This window comes from [Actinomadura] parvosata subsp. kistnae (assembly GCF_900323885.1).
GTDB classification, from domain to species: Bacteria; Actinomycetota; Actinomycetes; order Streptosporangiales; family Streptosporangiaceae; genus Nonomuraea; species Nonomuraea composti.
In genome coordinates this window covers 545,390-563,464 of the sequence record NZ_OOHJ01000018.1, presented here as the reverse complement: position 1 = coordinate 563,464, position 18,075 = coordinate 545,390, and the positions used below count along the sequence as shown (strand labels likewise).

General features: G+C 72.3%; 18 protein-coding genes. 10 read left to right on the top strand and 8 right to left on the bottom strand.

What is annotated here, in order from left to right; translation table 11 throughout:
* Nucleotides 1-27: 27 nt before the first annotated feature.
* Together KIS93_RS22680 and KIS93_RS22675 are read left to right on the top strand one after the other, a co-directional pair.
* Complete coding sequence (locus KIS93_RS22680) at nucleotides 28-207, top strand: hypothetical protein (RefSeq protein ID WP_080045762.1); 180 nt, start codon at nucleotides 28-30, stop codon at nucleotides 205-207.
* Between the two features lie 54 nt (nucleotides 208-261).
* Complete coding sequence (locus KIS93_RS22675; protein WP_080045763.1) at nucleotides 262-804, top strand: hypothetical protein; 543 nt, start codon at nucleotides 262-264, stop codon at nucleotides 802-804.
* A 48-nt stretch (nucleotides 805-852) separates the two neighbouring features.
* Here the strand turns inward: KIS93_RS22675 and KIS93_RS22670 are convergent, their stop codons facing one another.
* Nucleotides 853-1,662 (bottom strand): D-alanyl-D-alanine carboxypeptidase family protein, encoded by an 810-nt coding sequence (locus KIS93_RS22670; RefSeq protein ID WP_230465853.1) that lies wholly within the window; start codon nucleotides 1,660-1,662, stop codon nucleotides 853-855.
* A 139-nt stretch (nucleotides 1,663-1,801) separates the two neighbouring features.
* Here KIS93_RS22670 and KIS93_RS22665 point away from each other — a divergent pair, with 139 nt between their 5' ends.
* The 3 genes from KIS93_RS22665 (at nucleotide 1,802) to KIS93_RS22655 (ending at nucleotide 4,913) form a co-directional block, all read left to right on the top strand.
* Nucleotides 1,802-1,999, top strand: a complete 198-nt coding sequence (locus KIS93_RS22665; RefSeq protein WP_080045765.1) for a YegP family protein — start codon at nucleotides 1,802-1,804, stop codon at nucleotides 1,997-1,999.
* A 116-nt stretch (nucleotides 2,000-2,115) separates the two neighbouring features.
* Entirely contained in the window at nucleotides 2,116-2,472 is a 357-nt protein-coding gene (locus tag KIS93_RS22660; RefSeq protein ID WP_080045766.1) for a VOC family protein, read from the top strand.
* Nucleotides 2,473-2,528: 56 nt separating this feature from the next.
* The gene (locus KIS93_RS22655; protein WP_222107750.1) at nucleotides 2,529-4,913 is read left to right on the top strand and encodes an ATP-binding cassette domain-containing protein; all 2,385 of its coding nucleotides are present in this window, start codon (nucleotides 2,529-2,531) and stop codon (nucleotides 4,911-4,913) included.
* A gap of 1 nt (nucleotide 4,914) precedes the next feature.
* Here the strand turns inward: KIS93_RS22655 and KIS93_RS22650 are convergent, their stop codons facing one another.
* The gene (locus KIS93_RS22650) at nucleotides 4,915-5,454 is read right to left on the bottom strand and encodes a DedA family protein (protein ID WP_080045768.1); all 540 of its coding nucleotides are present in this window, start codon (nucleotides 5,452-5,454) and stop codon (nucleotides 4,915-4,917) included.
* 170 nt (nucleotides 5,455-5,624) lie between these two features.
* Between KIS93_RS22650 and KIS93_RS22645 the strand changes: the two genes are divergently transcribed.
* The gene (locus KIS93_RS22645) at nucleotides 5,625-6,134 is read left to right on the top strand and encodes a hypothetical protein (RefSeq protein ID WP_080045769.1); all 510 of its coding nucleotides are present in this window, start codon (nucleotides 5,625-5,627) and stop codon (nucleotides 6,132-6,134) included.
* Here KIS93_RS22645 and KIS93_RS22640 read toward each other — a convergent pair.
* The 3 genes from KIS93_RS22640 to KIS93_RS22630 form a co-directional block, all read right to left on the bottom strand.
* Nucleotides 6,103-9,504 (bottom strand): ATP-binding protein, encoded by a 3,402-nt coding sequence (locus tag KIS93_RS22640; RefSeq protein ID WP_080045770.1) that lies wholly within the window; start codon nucleotides 9,502-9,504, stop codon nucleotides 6,103-6,105. The genes KIS93_RS22645 and KIS93_RS22640 overlap by 32 nt on opposite strands.
* 78 nt (nucleotides 9,505-9,582) lie before the next feature.
* Nucleotides 9,583-10,641, bottom strand: a complete 1,059-nt coding sequence (locus tag KIS93_RS22635) for a lysylphosphatidylglycerol synthase domain-containing protein (RefSeq protein ID WP_080045771.1) — start codon at nucleotides 10,639-10,641, stop codon at nucleotides 9,583-9,585.
* 51 nt (nucleotides 10,642-10,692) lie between these two features.
* The gene (locus KIS93_RS22630; RefSeq protein ID WP_230465854.1) at nucleotides 10,693-11,511 is read right to left on the bottom strand and encodes a PIG-L deacetylase family protein; all 819 of its coding nucleotides are present in this window, start codon (nucleotides 11,509-11,511) and stop codon (nucleotides 10,693-10,695) included.
* A 38-nt stretch (nucleotides 11,512-11,549) separates the two neighbouring features.
* Here KIS93_RS22630 and KIS93_RS22625 point away from each other — a divergent pair, with 38 nt between their 5' ends.
* Nucleotides 11,550-12,647: a glycosyltransferase gene (locus KIS93_RS22625; protein ID WP_080045773.1), complete on the top strand. Its 1,098-nt coding sequence runs from the start codon at nucleotides 11,550-11,552 to the stop codon at nucleotides 12,645-12,647.
* A gap of 446 nt (nucleotides 12,648-13,093) precedes the next feature.
* Here KIS93_RS22625 and KIS93_RS22620 read toward each other — a convergent pair whose 3' ends face one another.
* The gene (locus KIS93_RS22620) at nucleotides 13,094-13,456 is read right to left on the bottom strand and encodes a hypothetical protein (RefSeq protein ID WP_080045774.1); all 363 of its coding nucleotides are present in this window, start codon (nucleotides 13,454-13,456) and stop codon (nucleotides 13,094-13,096) included.
* An 89-nt stretch (nucleotides 13,457-13,545) separates the two neighbouring features.
* On the bottom strand, nucleotides 13,546-14,109 hold the full coding sequence (locus KIS93_RS22615) for a TetR-like C-terminal domain-containing protein (RefSeq protein ID WP_080045775.1): 564 nt from the start codon (nucleotides 14,107-14,109) through the stop codon (nucleotides 13,546-13,548).
* Nucleotides 14,110-14,159: 50 nt separating this feature from the next.
* Here KIS93_RS22615 and KIS93_RS22610 point away from each other — a divergent pair, with 50 nt between their 5' ends.
* Both KIS93_RS22610 and KIS93_RS22605 read left to right on the top strand, forming a co-directional pair.
* The gene (locus KIS93_RS22610; protein ID WP_080045776.1) at nucleotides 14,160-15,251 is read left to right on the top strand and encodes an FAD-dependent oxidoreductase; all 1,092 of its coding nucleotides are present in this window, start codon (nucleotides 14,160-14,162) and stop codon (nucleotides 15,249-15,251) included.
* Between the two features lie 62 nt (nucleotides 15,252-15,313).
* Nucleotides 15,314-16,426, top strand: coding sequence for an aromatic ring-hydroxylating oxygenase subunit alpha (locus tag KIS93_RS22605; RefSeq protein WP_080045777.1), 1,113 nt, complete (start codon nucleotides 15,314-15,316; stop codon nucleotides 16,424-16,426).
* Here the strand turns inward: KIS93_RS22605 and KIS93_RS22600 are convergent.
* Nucleotides 16,396-16,947, bottom strand: a complete 552-nt coding sequence (locus KIS93_RS22600) for a DUF1707 SHOCT-like domain-containing protein (RefSeq protein WP_230465855.1) — start codon at nucleotides 16,945-16,947, stop codon at nucleotides 16,396-16,398. The genes KIS93_RS22605 and KIS93_RS22600 overlap by 31 nt on opposite strands.
* A 180-nt stretch (nucleotides 16,948-17,127) precedes the next feature.
* Here KIS93_RS22600 and KIS93_RS22595 point away from each other — a divergent pair, with 180 nt between their 5' ends.
* On the top strand, nucleotides 17,128-18,048 hold the full coding sequence (locus KIS93_RS22595; RefSeq protein WP_080047567.1) for a sensor histidine kinase: 921 nt from the start codon (nucleotides 17,128-17,130) through the stop codon (nucleotides 18,046-18,048).
* The last annotated feature ends 27 nt before the right edge of the window (nucleotides 18,049-18,075 follow it).

Below are 18,075 nucleotides of genomic sequence, written 5' to 3'. Positions count from 1 at the left end.
AGGTCTTAATGGATTAAGGAGGATCGGATGGATGCCATGCAAGTCCTCGCCCATCAGACCGCGATGGGGTACGAAGGGTCGCTCGGGGCGGCCCTGCCAGGAGCGCCGCGGCGTGCCGAACGGCCGCGGGCCAAGGTGCGGGTGCGGCTGGCGTGCTCGCTGAGATGGACCGCCGACCGGCTCGATCCCGCGTGCCGCGCCGCCTGATGGTGCACAATGTGATCGATCGGACACGGTGAGTGCGCGCACGGGAGGGGCTCTGTGAACGTGGCCTGGGTGATCGCGTTGGCGGTTGCGGCGGGAACGCCGGGTTCGGGGGCGTTCTGGCCCGGGGCGGCGGAGGCCGTCGCGCTGAGCTGTGCCGCCGCCACGCCCGCCGGGCGGCCGCTGGTGTTCCAGCCCAAGGTCGGGCTCACGCCCCGGCGGGTCGAGGCGCGCGGGCACCTGGAGCTGACCGGGTGCACCTCGCCCGACGGCTCGGCCACCGCCCTGCGCTCGGGATGGGCGAGCGTCAAGGCCACCGCCCAGGCGTCCTGCGCCAGCGCCCGCCAGGTGCGCGGCAGCGCCGTCATCACCTGGTTCGGCACGAACGGGCGGCCCGTCGGCACCTCACGGCTGCGCGTCCGGGCCGACCGGCTCGTGGCCCAGCGCCCCGCCGACACGCTCCTCACCGGCAGCGTCACGGCGGGCCGGATGGCGGGGGAGCGGGTCAAGGGCGGCATCAGCCCCGCCACCGCCCTCCTCGACTGCGCCACCCAGGGCATGGCCGCCCTCCCCGGGAGCGGCCGCATCGTGTTCGGCTGAAGGGCCGGCGGGGGTGCCGCGAGCCCCGGGTGACAGGGGCCTGAGCCGTCAGCCGAGGGTGATCTGCTCCTCGGCGAAGTCCAGCAGCTTCTTCGCCGCCGTGAAGCGGCTCGGGTCCTTGCCGTCGCCGAGCAGCGCCCCCACCACCTGGAGGCCGCCCCGTTCGGCGGCGAACAGCAGGCAGTGGCCGGCCGCGTTCGTGTAGCCGGTCTTCACGCCCAGCACCCCGTCGGCCTGCGCGAGCAGCTTGTTCGTGTTCTTCCAGGTGTGCGCCCGGTGCACGCCCGTCTTGGCGACCTTGTGCGAGGTGGTGCCGACCACCGTCGTGAAGACGCTGCTCCGCAGCGCGAGCCTGGCCAGCTTCACCTGGTCGACGGCCGTGGAGTAGCCGCCGTTGGCGGGGGTGGGCATGCCGTCGGGGTTGGTGTAGCGGGTGTCGGTGAGGCCGAGGGCGCGGGCCGTGCTGTTCATCTTGGCCACGAAGGCCGTCTTGCCGGGCCCGTAGTGGCGGGCCAGGGCGTTGGCGGCGTCGGCGCCGGAGGGCAGCATGAGCGCGTACAGCAGGTCCCGGGTCGTGAAGCGCTCGCCCTTGCGCAGCCCGGCGGTGGCGGCGCCGTTCTTGGCGGCGTACTTGACGTCGGTCGCGGAGATCGTGATCGTGTCGCTCAGCCTGCCCTCGCGGAGCACCACGTACGCGGTCATGATCTTGACGAGGCTGGCCACCGGCATCCGCTTCGTCTCCCGCTTGCCGAAGTGGACCGTTCCTGCCGAGTCGATGACGTACGCCGCCTTGGCCCCCACGGTCGGCTCGTCGGCGGCCATGGCGGGGGAGGAGACCCCCACGACCAAGGCGATCACGACAGAGCTCATCAAACGCCCAATACGCATGCCCATCATGTTGACAGAGACAGAGCCGCCGTTTGCCGGACTTCGCCGCGCGGCGGCCTCAGATGGGGGTAAATCATTGATAGATCCGATATGGCGGGGGGCGGCGGCCATGGCAGGAAGATTCATCATCAGCGAGGACGGTCAGGGCGGGTACCGGTTCGCGCTCGTCGCGAGCAACGGGCAGACGCTGGCGGTCGGCGAGGGCTATCCGAACAAGGTGGCGTGCGTGAACGGCATCGAGACCGTGCGCAGGAACGCCCCCGACGCGCCGATCGACGACCGCAGCGGGGACCCCGAGGACGCCTGACCCCGGCCGCGCCAACCGATCAGGAATCGAGAAGCGCCGGCCGGCGAAGCCCGCCTAACCTGCAGATACACCGCCATCCGGGCGGTGCGCATCAAACCGCGACCGCAGGAGGAACCATGGGCGACTCGTCCACCCAGGGCATCAAGACCGTGCTGCACCCCGTCTCCGACCTCGACGCCGCCAAGGCGGTCTACACGGCCCTGCTCGGCTTCCCGCCCCAGACCGATGAGCCCTACTATGTCGGGTTCGAGGCCGAGGGCCAGCACATCGGGCTGGTCCCGGGCGGCGCCGCGCAGGGCATGACGGGGCCGGTGGCGTACTGGCAGGTGGCGGACATCGAGGCGAAGCTCGCCGAGGTGACCGCCGCCGGCGCGACGGTCAAGGACAAGCCGCGGGAGGTGGGCGGCGGCCGCGTGGTGGCCACGTTCACCGACCCCGACGGCAACGTCCTCGGCGTGCTCCAGGACCGCTGACGCGCCGACGGAGACCGTGAGAGCCGGGTCTTGAGGAAGAAGGAGACACGATGAGCATGGAGACGACCACGGACACGCAGCCGGCCGCGCCGCACGTTGCCGACAGTCACGGCTTGATCCGCGTGCACGGCGCGCGCGAGAACAACCTCAAGGACGTCAGCATCGAGATCCCCAAGCGCAGGCTGACCGTGTTCACCGGCGTGTCCGGCTCGGGCAAGAGCTCGCTGGTGTTCAACACGATCGCCGCGGAGTCGCAGCGGATGATCAACGAGACCTACAGCGCCTTCGTGCAGGGTTTCATGCCGACGCTGGCCAGGCCCGAGGTCGACGTGCTCGACGGGCTGACCACGGCGATCATCGTCGACCAGCAGCGGATGGGCTCGGACCCCCGCTCCACGGTCGGCACCGCGACCGACGCCAACGCGATGCTGCGCATCCTGTTCAGCCGGCTCGGGCAGCCGCACATCGGCTCGCCCAACGCGTTCTCCTTCAACGTCCCCACCGTGCGGGCGAGCGGCGCGATCACCGTCGAGCGCGGCAACAAGAAGGCCGAACGGGCGACGTACACCCGCCTGGGCGGCATGTGCCCGCGCTGCGAGGGCCGCGGCACGGTCTCCGACATCGACCTCACCCAGCTCTACGACGACTCCAAGTCGATCGCCGAGGGCGCGTTCACCATCCCGGGCTGGAAGTCGGACAGCTGGTGGACGGTGCGGACCTACGCCGCGTCCGGCTTCCTCGACCCGAACAAGCCCATCCGCGACTTCACGAAGCAGGAGATGCAGGACTTCCTCTACAGGGAGGCCACGAAGGTGAAGGTCGAGGGATCGACGCTCACCTACGAGGGGCTGATCCCGAGGATCCAGAAGTCGTTCCTGTCGAAGGACCGGGAGGCGATGCAGCCGCACATCCGGGAGTTCGTGGACCGGGCGGTGACGTTCACCACCTGCCCGGAGTGCGACGGCACCCGGCTCAGCGAGGCGGCCAGGTCGTCGCGCATCGCCGGGATCAACATCGCCGACGCCTGCGCCATGCAGATCAGCGACCTCGTCGAGTGGGTGCGAAGCCTGGATGAGCCGTCGGTGAAGCCGCTGCTCACGGCGTTGCTGCGGACGCTGGAGTCGTTCGTGGAGATCGGGCTGGGCTACCTGTCGCTCGACCGGCCCGCCGGCACGCTGTCCGGCGGCGAGGCGCAGCGCACGAAGATGATCCGGCACCTCGGCTCCTCGCTCACCGACGTCACGTACGTCTTCGACGAGCCCACCGCCGGCCTGCACCCGCACGACGTCCAGCGCATGAACACGCTGCTGCTGCGGCTGCGCGACAAGGGCAACACGGTGCTCGTCGTGGAGCACAAGCCGGAGGTGATCGCGATCGCCGACCACGTCGTGGACCTCGGCCCCGGCGCCGGCACGGCGGGCGGCACCGTCTGCTACGAGGGCACCGTCGAGGGCCTGCGGGCCTCCGGCACGATCACCGGCCGCCACCTCGACGACCGGGCCGCGCTCAAGCCGGCGGTGCGCCCGCACACCGGCAAGCTGGAGATCCGCGGCGCCACCACCCACAACCTGCAGAACGTGGACGTGGACCTGCCGCTCGGGGTGCTGACCGTGATCACCGGCGTGGCCGGCTCGGGCAAGAGCTCGCTCGTGCACGGCTCCATCCCCAAGGGGGCGGGCGTGGTGTCGGTCGACCAGAGCCCGATCAAGGGCTCGCGGCGCAGCAACCCGGCGACGTACACGGGGCTGCTGGAGCCGATCCGCAAGGCGTTCGCGAAGGCGAACGGCGTGAAGCCGGCGCTGTTCAGCGCCAACTCCGAGGGCGCCTGCCCCGGCTGCAACGGCGCCGGCGTCGTCTACACCGACCTCGGGATCATGGCCAGCGTGTCCAGCACGTGCGAGGAGTGCGGGGGCAAGCGGTTCCAGGCGTCCGTGCTGGACTACCGGCTCGGCGGGCGGGACATCAGCGAGGTGCTGGCGATGTCGGTGACGGAGGCGGAGGAGTTCTTCGGTACGGGCGAGGCGCGCACGCCGGCCGCCCACGTCATCCTCGAACGGCTCGCCGACGTCGGGCTCGGCTACCTCACCATCGGCCAGCCGCTCACCACGCTGTCCGGCGGCGAGCGGCAGCGGCTCAAGCTCGCCACGCACATGGCGGACAAGGGCGGCGTCTACGTCCTGGACGAGCCGACGAACGGCCTGCACCTCGCCGACGTCGAGCAGCTGCTCGGGCTGCTCGACCGGCTGGTGGACGCCGGCAAGTCGGTGATCGTCATCGAGCACCACCAGGCGGTGATGGCGCACGCCGACTGGATCATCGACCTGGGGCCGGGCGCGGGGCACGACGGCGGCCGGGTCGTCTTCGAGGGCACGCCCGCCGAGCTGGTCGCGGCCCGCTCCACGCTCACGGGGCAGCACCTGGCCGACTACGTCGGCGCGTGATTCAGGACGCCAGGGCCTCGTCCTCGGAGGAAGCGGCGGCGGCGCGCCGCCGCTTCCGCCGCCGGATCACCAGCCAGGCGACGAGAGCGACCACGGCCACGGCGACGACCGCGGCCGTGGCGGGCGAGCGCCTGGCCAGCTCCAGCCAGCCGAACACGGCCGCGGTGCCGCCGAACCACCACAGCGGCGCCCACGTCAGGCAGCCCAGCGCGCTGGCGACGACGTACCAGGGGTAGGACACGCGCAGTGCCCCCGCCACCCACGGCAGCGTGTGCCGCAGCATGGGCACCCAGAAGCAGCCGTAGACGGCCAGCGCGCCCCACCGCTCGACGACGCGCTCGACCTTCTGGATGCGCTCGCGGCCGAACCTGACGCCGACGCGGGAGTCGTACAGCCGCTCGCCGAGCCTGCGCCCGACCCAGTAGTAGACCTGGAACGCGCCGAACAGCGCCAGGATCAGGATGGCGCCCACCAGCCAGTAGGGCAGGTTCAGCCAGTACGGTTCGGTGGGCGCGGGGACGGCGATCAAGGCGTGCCACATGTCCGACCCACCATCCCTCCACAAACCTTAGGTCAGGCTTACCTTACCCCGCCGGTGTCGGCGAAAGCCACACCGCCCTGCAAGCCCCCCGCAAAGGGGTGCAACCCGCCGACAACCAGCACTCAACCACCCGGCCGCACCCTGAGCGTGAGCCAAAAGGGGTGTTGAGAATGCCGACCAGAAGCGCAGCCGTCCTGACCAGTGGGACCGCCAGCGCCGCCCGGATCTTCGTGGCGGCCCTCGCGTTCACCAGCGCGTACGTCGGCTTCTCCGCCTACAGTAACGCCAGCTCCGCCCCCGAGCCCGCCGCCCGGGTCACGCTGTCGGCCCGCGAGCTGCCCGTCACCGCCCCGGCCCAGCAGGCCGCCACGCCGGGCCAGGTGACCGTGAGCGTGCTGACCGGCGCCGGAGCCGGCTGCGCCAAGTCGTACGTCGCCCGCAGCCTCGTGGTCAACGCCGACCCGGCCGAGCCCGTCTCCTACCACTGGCGGCTGGCCCGCTGGAGCCCGTCGGCCAGGACGTGGCGCACGTACCTGGCCGACCACGACGGCTTCGCCGCCCCCGAGCGGACGGTCGAGTGGCTGCCCCAGGTCTCGGGGAACCCCGGGTGGTACCGCGTCGAGCTCGAGATCGACGGCGGCAAGACCCTCAGGAGTGACCGTTTCCAGGTGAGCTGCTGACCGACTGCCTGGCTGCCTCCACCCAGCGCGGCACGCCCACCCGCTCGGCCACCTCCAGAGCCTTCTGATAGTGCTCGCGCGCGGCGTCGGGCTGCCCCAGGCGGATGGCCAGGTCGCCGAGCGTCAGCGCCACGGGCCACAGCGCCACCACGCCGGTGCCCGCGCCCGCCACCCGGTCGGAGAACGGCTTCAGCTTGTCGTAGCAGTCGACCATCCGCTCGCGGTCGTCGAGCAGCATGCCGGCCAGCGCCCGCCAGGTCATCGCCAGCTCGTACAGGAAGTCGGGGCGCACCGGCGGCCGGGTGGCGGCCACGGCCTTGGCGTCGTTGTGGTGCCCGGCCGAGGCCAGGGCCAGCGCGTAGGCGTCGAGTGTCCACTTGGCGCCCCGCATGTGCGCCTCGGCGAGCGGGTCGACCATCTCGGCAGCCCGCCCCGCCACCAGGTGCAGGCAGAACGCGGTGATCAGCGGCAGGTCTTGGCGGCCTTCCAGCATGCCCGCCCGCGCGGACACCCTGGCCGCCTCCCGGTAGGCCCGCTCGGCCCCCTCGTAGTCGCCGGCGATCATCAGCCGCTGCCCGGAGTACCAGACGACGACGGCGGCGGGCGCCGACAGGTCGTACTGCCTGGCCAGGCGGTCGGCCGCGGCCGCGTGCTCGTCGGCCACGGCGAAGTCGCCCCTGGCCGCCGCGCACTCCAGCAGCACCAGGTGGGCCAGCGCCTGCGTGGCCATCTGCCCGGAGCGCTGGGCGACCTCCAGCAGCTCCCTGCCGATGCTCTCGCGGGTGTCGACCGCGGGGATGTCGTAGGACTGCCGCAGCCGCCCGCTCAGCGCCGCCGCGATCAGCGTGGGGTCGCCGCTCTGCCGGGCCAGCTCCAGCGCCTCCAGCGACGCCTGGCGGCCCCGCTCGGGCGAGGAGGAGCCCTCCAGCTCCAGGGCCAGCGTGGTCAGCAGGCTGGCGCGCAGCCGCTGCTCGCCGGCGGGCAGCTCGATGAGCGCCTTCTCGGTGACGTCGACGATCTCCCACGCGGTGCGGGTGAAGTCGCGCGTCATGCCTTTGTGCGGCACCGCCAGCGACGCCGCCACCTTCGCGGTGATCTCCAGGTCGCCCAGCGGGAGGGCGGCGTCCATGGCCTGGCGGCGCAGCAGCCGGGCCGCCGTCATGTCGCCGCACAGGGCCAGGGCCCTGATCTGGCGCAGCATGAGCCGCAGGCGCTCCTTGGCCCGCTCGGGCGGCTGCTCGCCGCTCTGCTGGGCCGCGGGCGAGCGGTCGAAGGCGGCGATGGCCTGCTCCCACAGCGTGGCCGCCTCGCGGTGCGCGAAGCGCCGCTCGGCCTGCTCGGCCGCCAGCCCCGCGTAGTGGACCGCCTTGTCGGCGGCGTCGGCCAGGTAGTAGTGGTGCGCCAGCGCCGCCACGTCGGACGGCGTGCGCTGCTCGATGACCGCGGCCACGGCGGCGTGCAGGCGGGTGCGGCGCAGCCGGGAGGCGTCGGAGTAGATCGTGTCGCGGACGAGGTCGTGGTCGAAGCGCAGCAGCCCGGGGCCCGGCTCGGTGACGAGCCCGGCCAGCAGCGCCGCCTCGACGGCCTCGATCACGGCGTCCTCGTCGCCGGAGACCGCGATGAGCACGTCGAGGTCGACGTCGCGGCCGATCACGGCGGCCTGGAGCAGGATCTGCTGCGCTCCGCCGGGCAGCCGCGAGATGCGCCGCCGCAGCACGTCGCGCACGCCCGAGGGCACCCGCGAGAGCACTTCGGTGGCGCTGGCCCGGTCGGCGGCGCCCTCGGCGTCGAGCAGGCGCACGGTCTCGCGGACGAAGAACGGGTTGCCGCCGGTGCGCTCGACGATCGACTCGACCGCGTCCTCGTCGATCTCGCGCACGCAGGTGGCCTTGACCAGCTCGGCCACGGCCTTCGGGTCGAGCCCCGACAGCCCGACCCGTACGGGGCCGAGCCGCGCCAGCGCGGCCAGCACGTCGGACTGGCGGTCGTCGAGCTCGCTCTCCCTGCACGTCACCACGAGCAGCACCCGGCTGGTGGCGAGCAGGCTCGGCAGCGCGCGCAGCAGGGCGAGCGTCTGGTCGTCGGCCCAGTGCAGGTCTTCGAGGGTCAGCAGGACGGGGCCGCGCCGCGCCACGCCCGCCAGGTAGCCGCCGACGGCCCGGTGCAGCCGGAACCCGCCGGACGCCTCGTCCTCGTCGGGGTCGGGGGCGGCGTCGTCGAGCAGCGGCGCGAGGAGCTGGGCGTACTCGCCGGCGCCCGTCATGCCGATGAGCGTGCGCAGGATCTCCACCCACGCCCAGCCGGGCGGGGTGGCGCTGGAGTCGGGGCAGGCGCCGGAGGCGGTGGTCCAGCCGTCGGCGCCGAGCCGGCTCTCCAGCTGGCGCAGCAGCGTGGTCTTCCCCGCGCCGGCGACGCCGGTCACGATCGCGACCTGGAAGCGGCCGGTGCGCGAGGCGGCCGTGGTGAGCCTGGACAGCTCGGCGTCGCGGCCGACGAACGGCTCGGGCTCCAGCGGCGGCGGCTCGATCGGCGTGGCCGGGCGGGGCGGCCACGTGTCGCTGACCGGCGCGGCCGGCCTGGGCGCCCGCGCGGGCGGCGGCGCGAGGTCCAGCTCGGGCGACTGGGCCAGGATGTCGGACTCCAGCTTGCGCAGCGCCGGCCCGGGGTCGATGCCGAGCTCGTCGGCCAGGATGTTCCTGGCGCGGCGCAGCGCGGCCAGCGCGTCGCCCTGCCGCCCGCAGCGGTAGAGGCCGAGCGCCAGCAGCCGCCAGCCCTCCTCGCGCAGCGGGTGCTCGGTGGTGAGCGCCTCAAGGTCGGGGACGGTCTCGGCGTGCAGGCCGAGGCGCAGCCCGGTGTCGGCGTGCCGCTCGCGGGAGACCAGGCGCAGCTCGGTGAGCCGGTTGACCTCGGCCTCGGCCCACGCCTGGTCGGCGAAGTCGGAGTAGGGGGTGCCGCGCCACAGGCCCAGCGCCTTCTCCAGACGGTCGCGCGCGGACTGCGGGTCGCCCTCTTCGAGGTGCTCGCCGGCCGCGCGGACGAGCTGCTCGAAGCGCAGCGCGTCGACCTGGTCGGGGGCCACGCGCAGCGCGTAGCCGGACGCGACCGTCACCAGCAGCCGGTTGGGGCCGCCGCGCGGGCGGCCGGGCTCCAGCACCCTGCGCAGGCGGGAGATGTAGACCTGGAGCCCCGACTGCGCGCCCTTGGCCGCGTCGTCGTCCCACAGATCGTAAAGAAGCGTGTCAACCGGCACGACCTGACCTCTGGCCACGAGAAGTCGGGCGAGGACGGCCCGCTGCCGCAACCCGCCGAGGTCGAGTTCGTCGTCGTGTTCGTACGCCTCGACTGGCCCCAGAACTCGGAACGCCACCATGTCAGCCGCCACGCTATGCGGGCCTGCGAATCACGCACAAGGCCCGTGGTCGATTAGGAGGCGATGGGTTTGGGATTGTCACTGGGTGGCCTTCGAGATCGCGGACGGGGGCTCCGCGCCGGCGTTCCGGCCGTTGCGCCTGCGCAGCAGTGCCCATGCGCCCAGTGCCAGGCCGCCGAACGGGATCTCGATAGTGTAAGTCCAGAACCCGAAAAGCAGTGCGGTGGCTATGGCCGGGGTGTCTCCTGCCCCGAAGTAGATGAGCGAGGCGGCCACGCCGGTCTCCATGATCCCCGCGCCGCTGGGGGTGACGAGTGCGCTGGTCAGCACCCGTGACAGGGCGAAGACCGCGATCGACTCTGCGAGGCCCGGCCAGGCGCCGGTGGCCTGCATGCAGGCCGCCATGATGGCCCACTGGAAGCCGAGGAAGAACACCATGCCGAGCGACAGCCCCGGCCACCGGCCGCGTACGACGTCGGCGGTGTCGGCGCGCAGCCGGTGGAACGCCTCGGAGGCGTGGATCTTGAGCCGCAGCAGCCGGGTCACCTTGTCGAGGCCCTTGCCCAGCACGACGGCGGCGCGGTCCCAGTAGAGGGCGACAGCCACGACCACGCACAGCACGAGGATGGAGATCGCGCCCGTCCAGCCCGCGTTGGCGACGGCCGCGTTGGGCACCCGCCCCGCCACGAGCAGCGCGATGATGCCGACGGCGGGCAGGATGAACCTGAACAGCGTGTTCCACACGCCGCTGACCAGCGTCATCACCACGAAGGGGCGGCTGGTGAAGCCCCAGCCCTTGGTCATCGCCCACGACAGCGCGACGCCCACCGCGCCGCCGAAGGGCACCAGGTTGCTGACCGCGCTGCCGGCCGCGTTGAGCGTGAGCGCCTGGAGGTTGTTCAGGCCGGGCAGGGAGTTGGTCAGCACGAACGTGTACGCCAGCAGGCTCAGCAGCCACAGGCCCGTCATCAGCGCGATCTGGCCCGCGCTGATCGAGCCGAAGAGCCTGCCGATCTCGGCCCACGAGACCTGCTTGCCGGTGAGTGCCTGCACGAGCTGGGGGAGGTAGATCACGAGCAGCACGGCCAGCCCGAGCGACAGCACGGACAACGCGATCTGGAGCCACTTGTTCTTCATGAGGAGTCCAGTCTGCCGGGTCGGGGGGTGCGGCCTCGTCGTCCTCAGGTACTAGGTGGGCCACCGGTCGAAGGGATGAGTGAGGCGGGCGCCGGGGGGAAGGTCGCGGCGGACGTACCACTCGGTGCCGAAGACGAAGCGGTAGAGCGGGCGGGGGACCTTGAGCATGACGGCGAGCGTGCGGTCGCTGTCGCCGCCGCTGGCCTGGGAGGCGTGCGCGGCCATGGAGGCCCGCTTCTGCTTCGTGTACTTCCGGACGTTGACGCGGTGGGTGATCACCTCGCCCGGCGAGTACGCGCTCTCGAACGTCCGCACGTCGAACTCCGGCGGGAACTTGTAGAACCGGCCCGCCACCCGCAGCAGCCACAGCAGCGGATCGCGGTTGACCGTCGCCTCCAGGACGATCTCCGTTCCGGCGATCTTCGCCGCGCGTTTGCCCACCCGGTGCACCTGCACGTGGTCGGGATGCCCGTAGCCGCCCGCCGGGTCGTAGATCGCCAGCAGGTCGGCCCGCTCCTCCTGGAGGATCGCGGCCAGCGCCTTGGCCGCCGCCTCGGTGTCGGCGTCGATGAAGGCGTTGTCGGGCCGCTCCTCGGCGCTGCCGCCCTTGGGGCTCAGCCCCGAGTCGCCGTAGCCGAGACACTCGACGCGCGCGCAGCCGAGCAGCGCGGCCGACTTGTAGAGCTCTTCGAGCCGGGTCTCGCCCAGAGCCTCGCCCGGCTCCATCTCGGCCAGGCCGCGCTCGCCCGCCGTGGCCACCACGAGCACCACGCGGTGCCCCTCGGCCGCGAGCATCGCCATGGTGCCCGCCGTCAGCAGGGCCTCGTCGTCGGGGTGGGCATGGAAGAACACAGCGGTACGTGGAGGCACACGCCCAGATTAGTCTGGGAGGGGTGCGGATCTTTCACGTGAGTGACTGTTACCTGCCGCGACTCGGAGGGATCGAGGTCCAGGTCGCCGATCTGGTGCGCACGCAGCGGGAGGCGGGGCACGAGGTGTCGGTGGCCACGGCGACCAGGGGCGAGCCGCTGCCCGGGGTGCACAGGATCGTCGCGAAGATGCCGTTCGACCTGCCCGTCCACCCGTTCGGAGTGGGGCATCTCACGCGCGCTCTCACCTCGGCGCGTCCCGACGTGGTGCACGTGCACGCCGGGGCCGTCTCGCCGTTCGCGTGGATGGGCGTGCGGGCCGCGTGGCGGGCGGGGCTGCCGTGCGTGGTGACCGTCCACAGCATGTGGGATCCGGTGACGCGGGGGATGTACCGGCTGCTGCGGCTGGCGTACGGGTGGCAGCGCTGGCGGCTGGTGGCCACCACGGTCAGCAACGCCGCGGCCGCCCCCATCCGCGCGGTGGCGGGGCCGGGCGTGCCCGTGCGGGTCGTCTCCAACGGGCTCGACCTGTCGGGCTGGGCGCCGCCCCCCGGCACTCCCGACCGGCGCGAGGAGGTGCACATCGTGGCCGTGGGCCGGCTGGCCCCGCGCAAGCAGCCCGTACGCCTGCTGAAGCTGCTCCAGGCGGCGCGGGCGCGCGTGCCCGCCCGGATCCCCATGCGGGCCACGATCGTCGGCGACGGGCCGGCTCGGGGGCAGATGGAGCGCTTCCTCGAACGGCACGGCATGACCGGCTGGGTGTCCCTGCCGGGGCGGCACACGCGGGAGGAGATCGCGAAGGTGCTGGCGTCGGCCGACGTGTTCGTGGCGCCCGCGCCGCGCGAGTCGTTCGGCATCGCGGCACTGGAGGCGCGGGCCGCGGGGCTGCCGGTGGTGGCCAGGGCCGAGAGCGGGGTGGCCGACTTCGTCAAGGACGGCGTCGAGGGGCTGCTCGGGCGCACCCTCGGCGACCTGGCGCGGGCGGTGGCCCGCCTGTGCGTGGACGCGGAGCTGCGCGAGTCGATCGCCGCGCACAACCGGGCGACCCTGCCCGCCGCCGGATCGTGGCCCACCGTGCTGGAGGGGTTCGAGCGGGCGTACGAGCAGGCGCGCGAGCTGCGCGCCTCCCGGAGATAGACGCCGGAGACAGGCGCCCGGGACAGGCGCCCGGGACAGACGCCGGAGACAGACGTAGGCCACCGCGGCGCTCGACGCGCGCGCGGTGGCCGGACGTTCGTGACGGGGAGGTGCCGTGACGCGCGCCCCCACGCTGCGCCACGACCGGGACGAGGTGCGCCCCCATGCGCCGCACCCGCCGGCGCGCCCCCCGGCCGCGCCGCTGTCCCTGAACGACCGACGCGCCCCCCGGCTGCGCCGTCGTTCCCGGACGGCCGGCGTGCGCCCCCGCGCCGCCCGCCATCCCCGGGACGACCGGCGTGCGCCCCCACGCCGCACCGGTCGTCCCTGCCGGGCCGGCGCGCGCCCCCACGCGCGCCGGCCCCCTTCTCATCCCGTCACGACGCGGCCGCCGTCGCTCCGACCTGCCCCCCACAGGCGGTCGCGGGCGACGGCCGCGAGCCTGGTCAGCTGCAGGCAGCCGTGATCTTGCTGGTGAAGCCGTTGATCTTGGTGCTGAACTCCGTCAGGCTGGCCGCGTCGCCCGGCTTGATGGAGCTGTAGGCGTCGGCCAGGTCGTTCAGCGCGGCGGCGACTTCGCCGTCGTACTTGCCGGCCAGCTCCTTCGTCTTGTCGGACGCGGTCTTCGCGGCCGTCTCCATGGCGCCGGCGTCGGCGGTCATCGAGGAGCTGAACTCTGTGGCGATCTTGGTGGCGTCGCTGGCGGCGGTGTTGCAGTCAACGGCCTGGCCGATCGCACCACAGGCGGTGGTGAAGGCGGCAAGAGTCAGCGTCGCGGCCGCGACGGCGAGGCGACGAGGGGGAGTCATTATCCGTGCCCTTCGTAGGTTTAGCGAACGAAGGGAACATTATGGGCCCTAACTTGATCGTCACTTGCACCCCGCTAACACCAGGGGTGTCAAGCGGGCGTAAAGCCGTGCAAGAGGACCTGCACGACCTCCTCCGGCTCGGGCAGCGGAAGATCCAGGAGCCCCCGGTAGGCGACGAACCCGACGAACAGGTCCGTCAGCATCCACAGGTCGGCGTTCGGCGGCAGCTCGCCGCGCTCGATCGCGCGCTCGTACACGACCCATGAGCGCTCCATCCGGGTGCGCATGGACGTGCGGATGAGCTCGGCCACGGCCGGGTCGCGGCCCGCCTCGCCGTACACCTGCCTGGCCATGCGGGCGATGCCCGGCTGCTGCCACATGGCGAGCGTTTCGGCGATCACCACGCGCAGGTCGCCCTCCAGGGAGCCGGTGTCGGGGATGGCGACGTGCGCGTTCATCAGGCCGGTGAGGGTTTCGAGCAGCATGTCGCGCTTGGAGGCGTAGCGGCGGAACACGCTCGCCCTGCCTACGCCTGCCGCGGCGGCCACGTCGTCCATGGTGAAGTCGAGCCCGTGGGAGAGCACCAGCCCGGCGGCGGCCTGCCTGATGCGGTGATCGACCGTGGGGTCGGGCTTGCGGCCGCGCGACGACATTGTGATACTCCTAGTATCTGATATTCGGGGTCTCACAGTGGGGAGACGTAATGAGGGTAATCGTGATCGGCGCGGGCGTCGCGGGGCTCGCCCTGGCGCGCGGCCTGCTCGCCGCGGGCCACGAGGCCGAGGTGTACGAGGAGGCCCCCGAGCTGCGCACGGCCGGCGGCTCGGTCTCCCTGTGGCCCGGCAGCACCGCCATCCTGGAGGAGTTGAAGGCCGACCACGCGGGCGTCGGCCGCCGCCTGGAGACGCTGGAGTCGTGGGGCAGCGACGGGCGGCGGCTGCTCACCGTCGATTTGACCGTGCCCGAGCGCCGCTACGGCCACCCTGTCGTGCACGTGGCCCGGCGTGAGCTGGTCGAGCTGCTGTCCGACGGCGTGCCCGTCACGTACGGCGTGCGGGCCGAGCAGGTGGTGCCGGAGCGGGCCGAGGCGCGGCTGTCCGACGGCCGCACGGTGCGCGGCGACGTGCTCGTGGGCGCCGACGGCCGCCGCTCGGTCGTGCGCGAGGCCCTGTGGGGCGAGGACCGGGCGAAGCTGAGCGGATGGGTCACCTGGCAGGGGTTCACCACCATCCCGACCGCGCTGACGGAGGACCATCGCGCCGTGATGATCGCGGGCCGGCAGGGGTTGTGCGGGCTCATCCCGGCGGGGCGGGGGCGACTGCTGTGGTGGTTCGACGTCAAGGCGGCTCCCGGCGGACCTTTCTGGGCCGACGACCCGCACGTGGTGGAGCGGCTGCGGGAGCGCTTCCGCGGCTGGGCGGACCCCGTGCCGGGCATCCTCGACACGATCACCGACATCGACTTCTTCCCCCACCACAAGCAGCCGATCCCCGAGGTGTGGGGCAAGGGTCCGACGACGCTGGCCGGCGACTCCGCGCACACCATGCCGCCCACCATGGCCCAGGGCGCCAACCAGGCGCTGGAGGACGCCTGGCTGCTGGCCCGCTCGCTCGGGGACCTGCGCGCGTACGAGAGGGCCAGGTCGAGGGTGGTGCGCAGGCCGGCCAGGATGGCCGGCACGGAGCTGACCGACCGGCAGGGGCCGATCGTGCGGCTGATCCCCGACGGGCTCGCGACCACGGTGTACGCGTCCATGCTGCGCCGCTACAGCACCTACCTCTTGACAGCCTCCTGAGGCCGCCTGACGATGTCGCATATAGAGCAACTCGGTGCGTAATACGCAACAAGGGGTGTCGGTTGACCACCACGTCGAGCTTGATCTCCACGCTTCCCGGCCGTGCCTACACCGACCCCGAGATCTTCGCCGAGGAGCAGGCCAAGATCTTCGAAAGCCTCTGGTTCTGCGCCGTCAGGGCCGGTGACCTGCCGCGTCCAGGCGCGTTCAAAACAGTGCAGGTCGGCCGCGAGAGCGTGATCGTGGTGCGCGGGCGCGACGGCCTGCTCCGCGCGTTCCTCAACGTCTGCCGGCACCGCGGCGCCCGCCTGTGCCTGGAGGAGGCGGGCGAGGTCAGGCGCACCATCAGGTGCGCCTACCACGCCTGGTCCTACGACCTCGACGGCCGGCTCGCCGCCGCCCCCAACCTCGCCAAGATGCCCGACATCGACCGCGTGGAGTACGGGCTGGTGCCCGTCCACCTGCGCGAATGGCTCGGGTACGCGTGGGTGTGCCTGGCCGCCGAGCCGCCCTCGTTCGAGGAGCACGTCACGTACGCGGCCACCGAGCGGCTCGGCGACCCCGCCGCCATCGAGCACTACCAGGTGGACCGGCTCGCGCTCGGCCGCCGCATCGTCTACGACGTCAAGGCCAACTGGAAGCTCCTCGTCGAGAACTTCATGGAGTGCTACCACTGCGCCACCATCCACCCCGAGCTGACCGCCGTGCTGCCCGAGTTCGCCGGCGGCTACGCGGCGCAGTACTACGTGGGGCACGGCGCCGAGTTCGCCGAGCGGGCCGAGGGGTTCACCGTGGACGGCAGCCCCGGCTTCGGCCGCCTGCCCGACGTCTCCGACGACCAGGACCGCCGCTACTACGCGATCACCGTCAAGCCCCAGGTGTTCGTGAACCTGGTGCCCGACCACGTGATCCTGCACCGGATGTTCCCCATGGCCGCCGACCGCACGGTCGTGGAGTGCGACTGGCTCTACCACCCCGACGTCGTCGCGTCGGGTGCCGACCTGACGCTGTCGGTCGAGCTGTTCCACCGGGTCAACGAGCAGGACTTCGACGCCTGCGAGCGGACGCAGCCCGGCATGTCGTCACGGGCGTACCGGGAGGGCGGGGTGCTCGTGCCGAGCGAGCACCACATCGCCCTGTTCCATCAGTGGGTGAACCAGCGCCTGCGCGGATAGCGCACGGTGAGACCGCCGTACCTCGACCGGCCGGTGATCACCACGCTGAGCACGCCGGGCCGGGGCCTGCTCGGCACCTTGGACGTCGGATGGCCCCAGTCGCTCTGGAACCCGTCCACGTTCGCCACCGCGCCCTCGGGCAGGATGATCTTCGCGGAGCCGTAGGTGAGGTCCAGCTCGATGTCCACGACCTGATGGGGGACGACGGCCTCGGTGAAGTCCAGCTCGACGCTGCCGTACTTGGAGGAGACCCGCAGCCGGCGCGGCACGGCCCAGTCGCCGGAGCGCTTGACGTTGCCGTTGCCCGAGCCCAGCTCCACGACGTCGCTGACCTGCGGCTGCGGGCTCGGCAGATCCGCGACCAGCTCGAGCAGGTCGCCGTACGTCTTCGCGCTCAGCGCCAGCCCGAGCCGCTCATCGAGCTCCGAGGGGGTCAGCCGGCCCTCGGAGAACGCCTGCTGGAGCTGCTGCGTCGTGCGCTCCCGGTCCTCGTCGGAGACCCGCATCTGCAAATCCGACATGTGCCGAGCATAGGCGCGACGCGGTCAGAACGGGAGGCGTCGCCCGGAAGGGGTGCGAAGATCGAGAGGGGACGGACGGCGTTCGGGACGGGGGCGGCGGATGAGCTGGACTCTCTTCACATCTCAATAGGTACCCAACAGATTGCCGTGAAGTCCTCAACGTTAGGTACCGTGGTGCTGATGTGGGCGGAACCGTTCGTGCATCCGGCGCTCTTCTACAGGGGCGACGGCGAGTACGTCTCTGCCACGACCGCGTTCGTCCTGGAGGGCCTGGCGGCCGGGGAGCCCGTCGCCGTGTCCGTCCCGCCACGCAACCTGGCGCTGATCGAGGCCGCACTCGGCGACCAGGCCAAAGACGTGCTCCTGCTCGACATGACCAAAGCCGGGCGCAACCCCGGCCGGATCATCCCCGGCGTGCTGCGGGCCTTCGCCGACCGGCACCCCGACCAGCACGTGCGGATCATCGGCGAGCCCATCTGGCCGGGCCGCACCGCGACCGAATACCCCGCCTGCGCCCAGCACGAGGCCCTGATCAACCTGTCGTTCACCGGCCGCAGGGTGACGATCCTGTGCCCGTACGACCTCGACGGGCTGACCGAGGAGGTCATCCGCGAGGCCGCGCGCACCCACCCCGTGCTGCGCGACGCCACCGGAGAGTGGGCCAGCGACGACTACGCCCCCGAGCTGGTCGTCGACGGCCACAACCGGCCGCTCGGCGAGCCGGAGAAGTTCGTCTCGCTGAGCTTCGACCACACCAACCTGTCGGCGGTGCGGGGCCTGGCCGCCCGGGAGGCCATCGCGGCCGGCTTCCAGGGCGACCGGCTCGACGACATCCGGCTCGCCGTGGCCGAGCTCGGCGCCAACAGCCTCGACCACGGCGGCGGCTCCGGCGTCCTGCGGGTCTGGATCGAGGACGACCGGCTGGTGTGCGAGGTCAGCGACTCCGGTCACATCACCGACCCGCTGGTGGGGCGCAGGCCGGTCGACCCACGTGACGCGGGATCGCGCGGCCTGCTCATCGTCAACCTCCTCAGCGACCTCGTACGCCTGCACACCCGCGAGGGCGCCACCACGGTGCGGGCCTACTTCGACCTGCCGTAGCCCCAGCCCTCAGCGCTCGACTTCGAC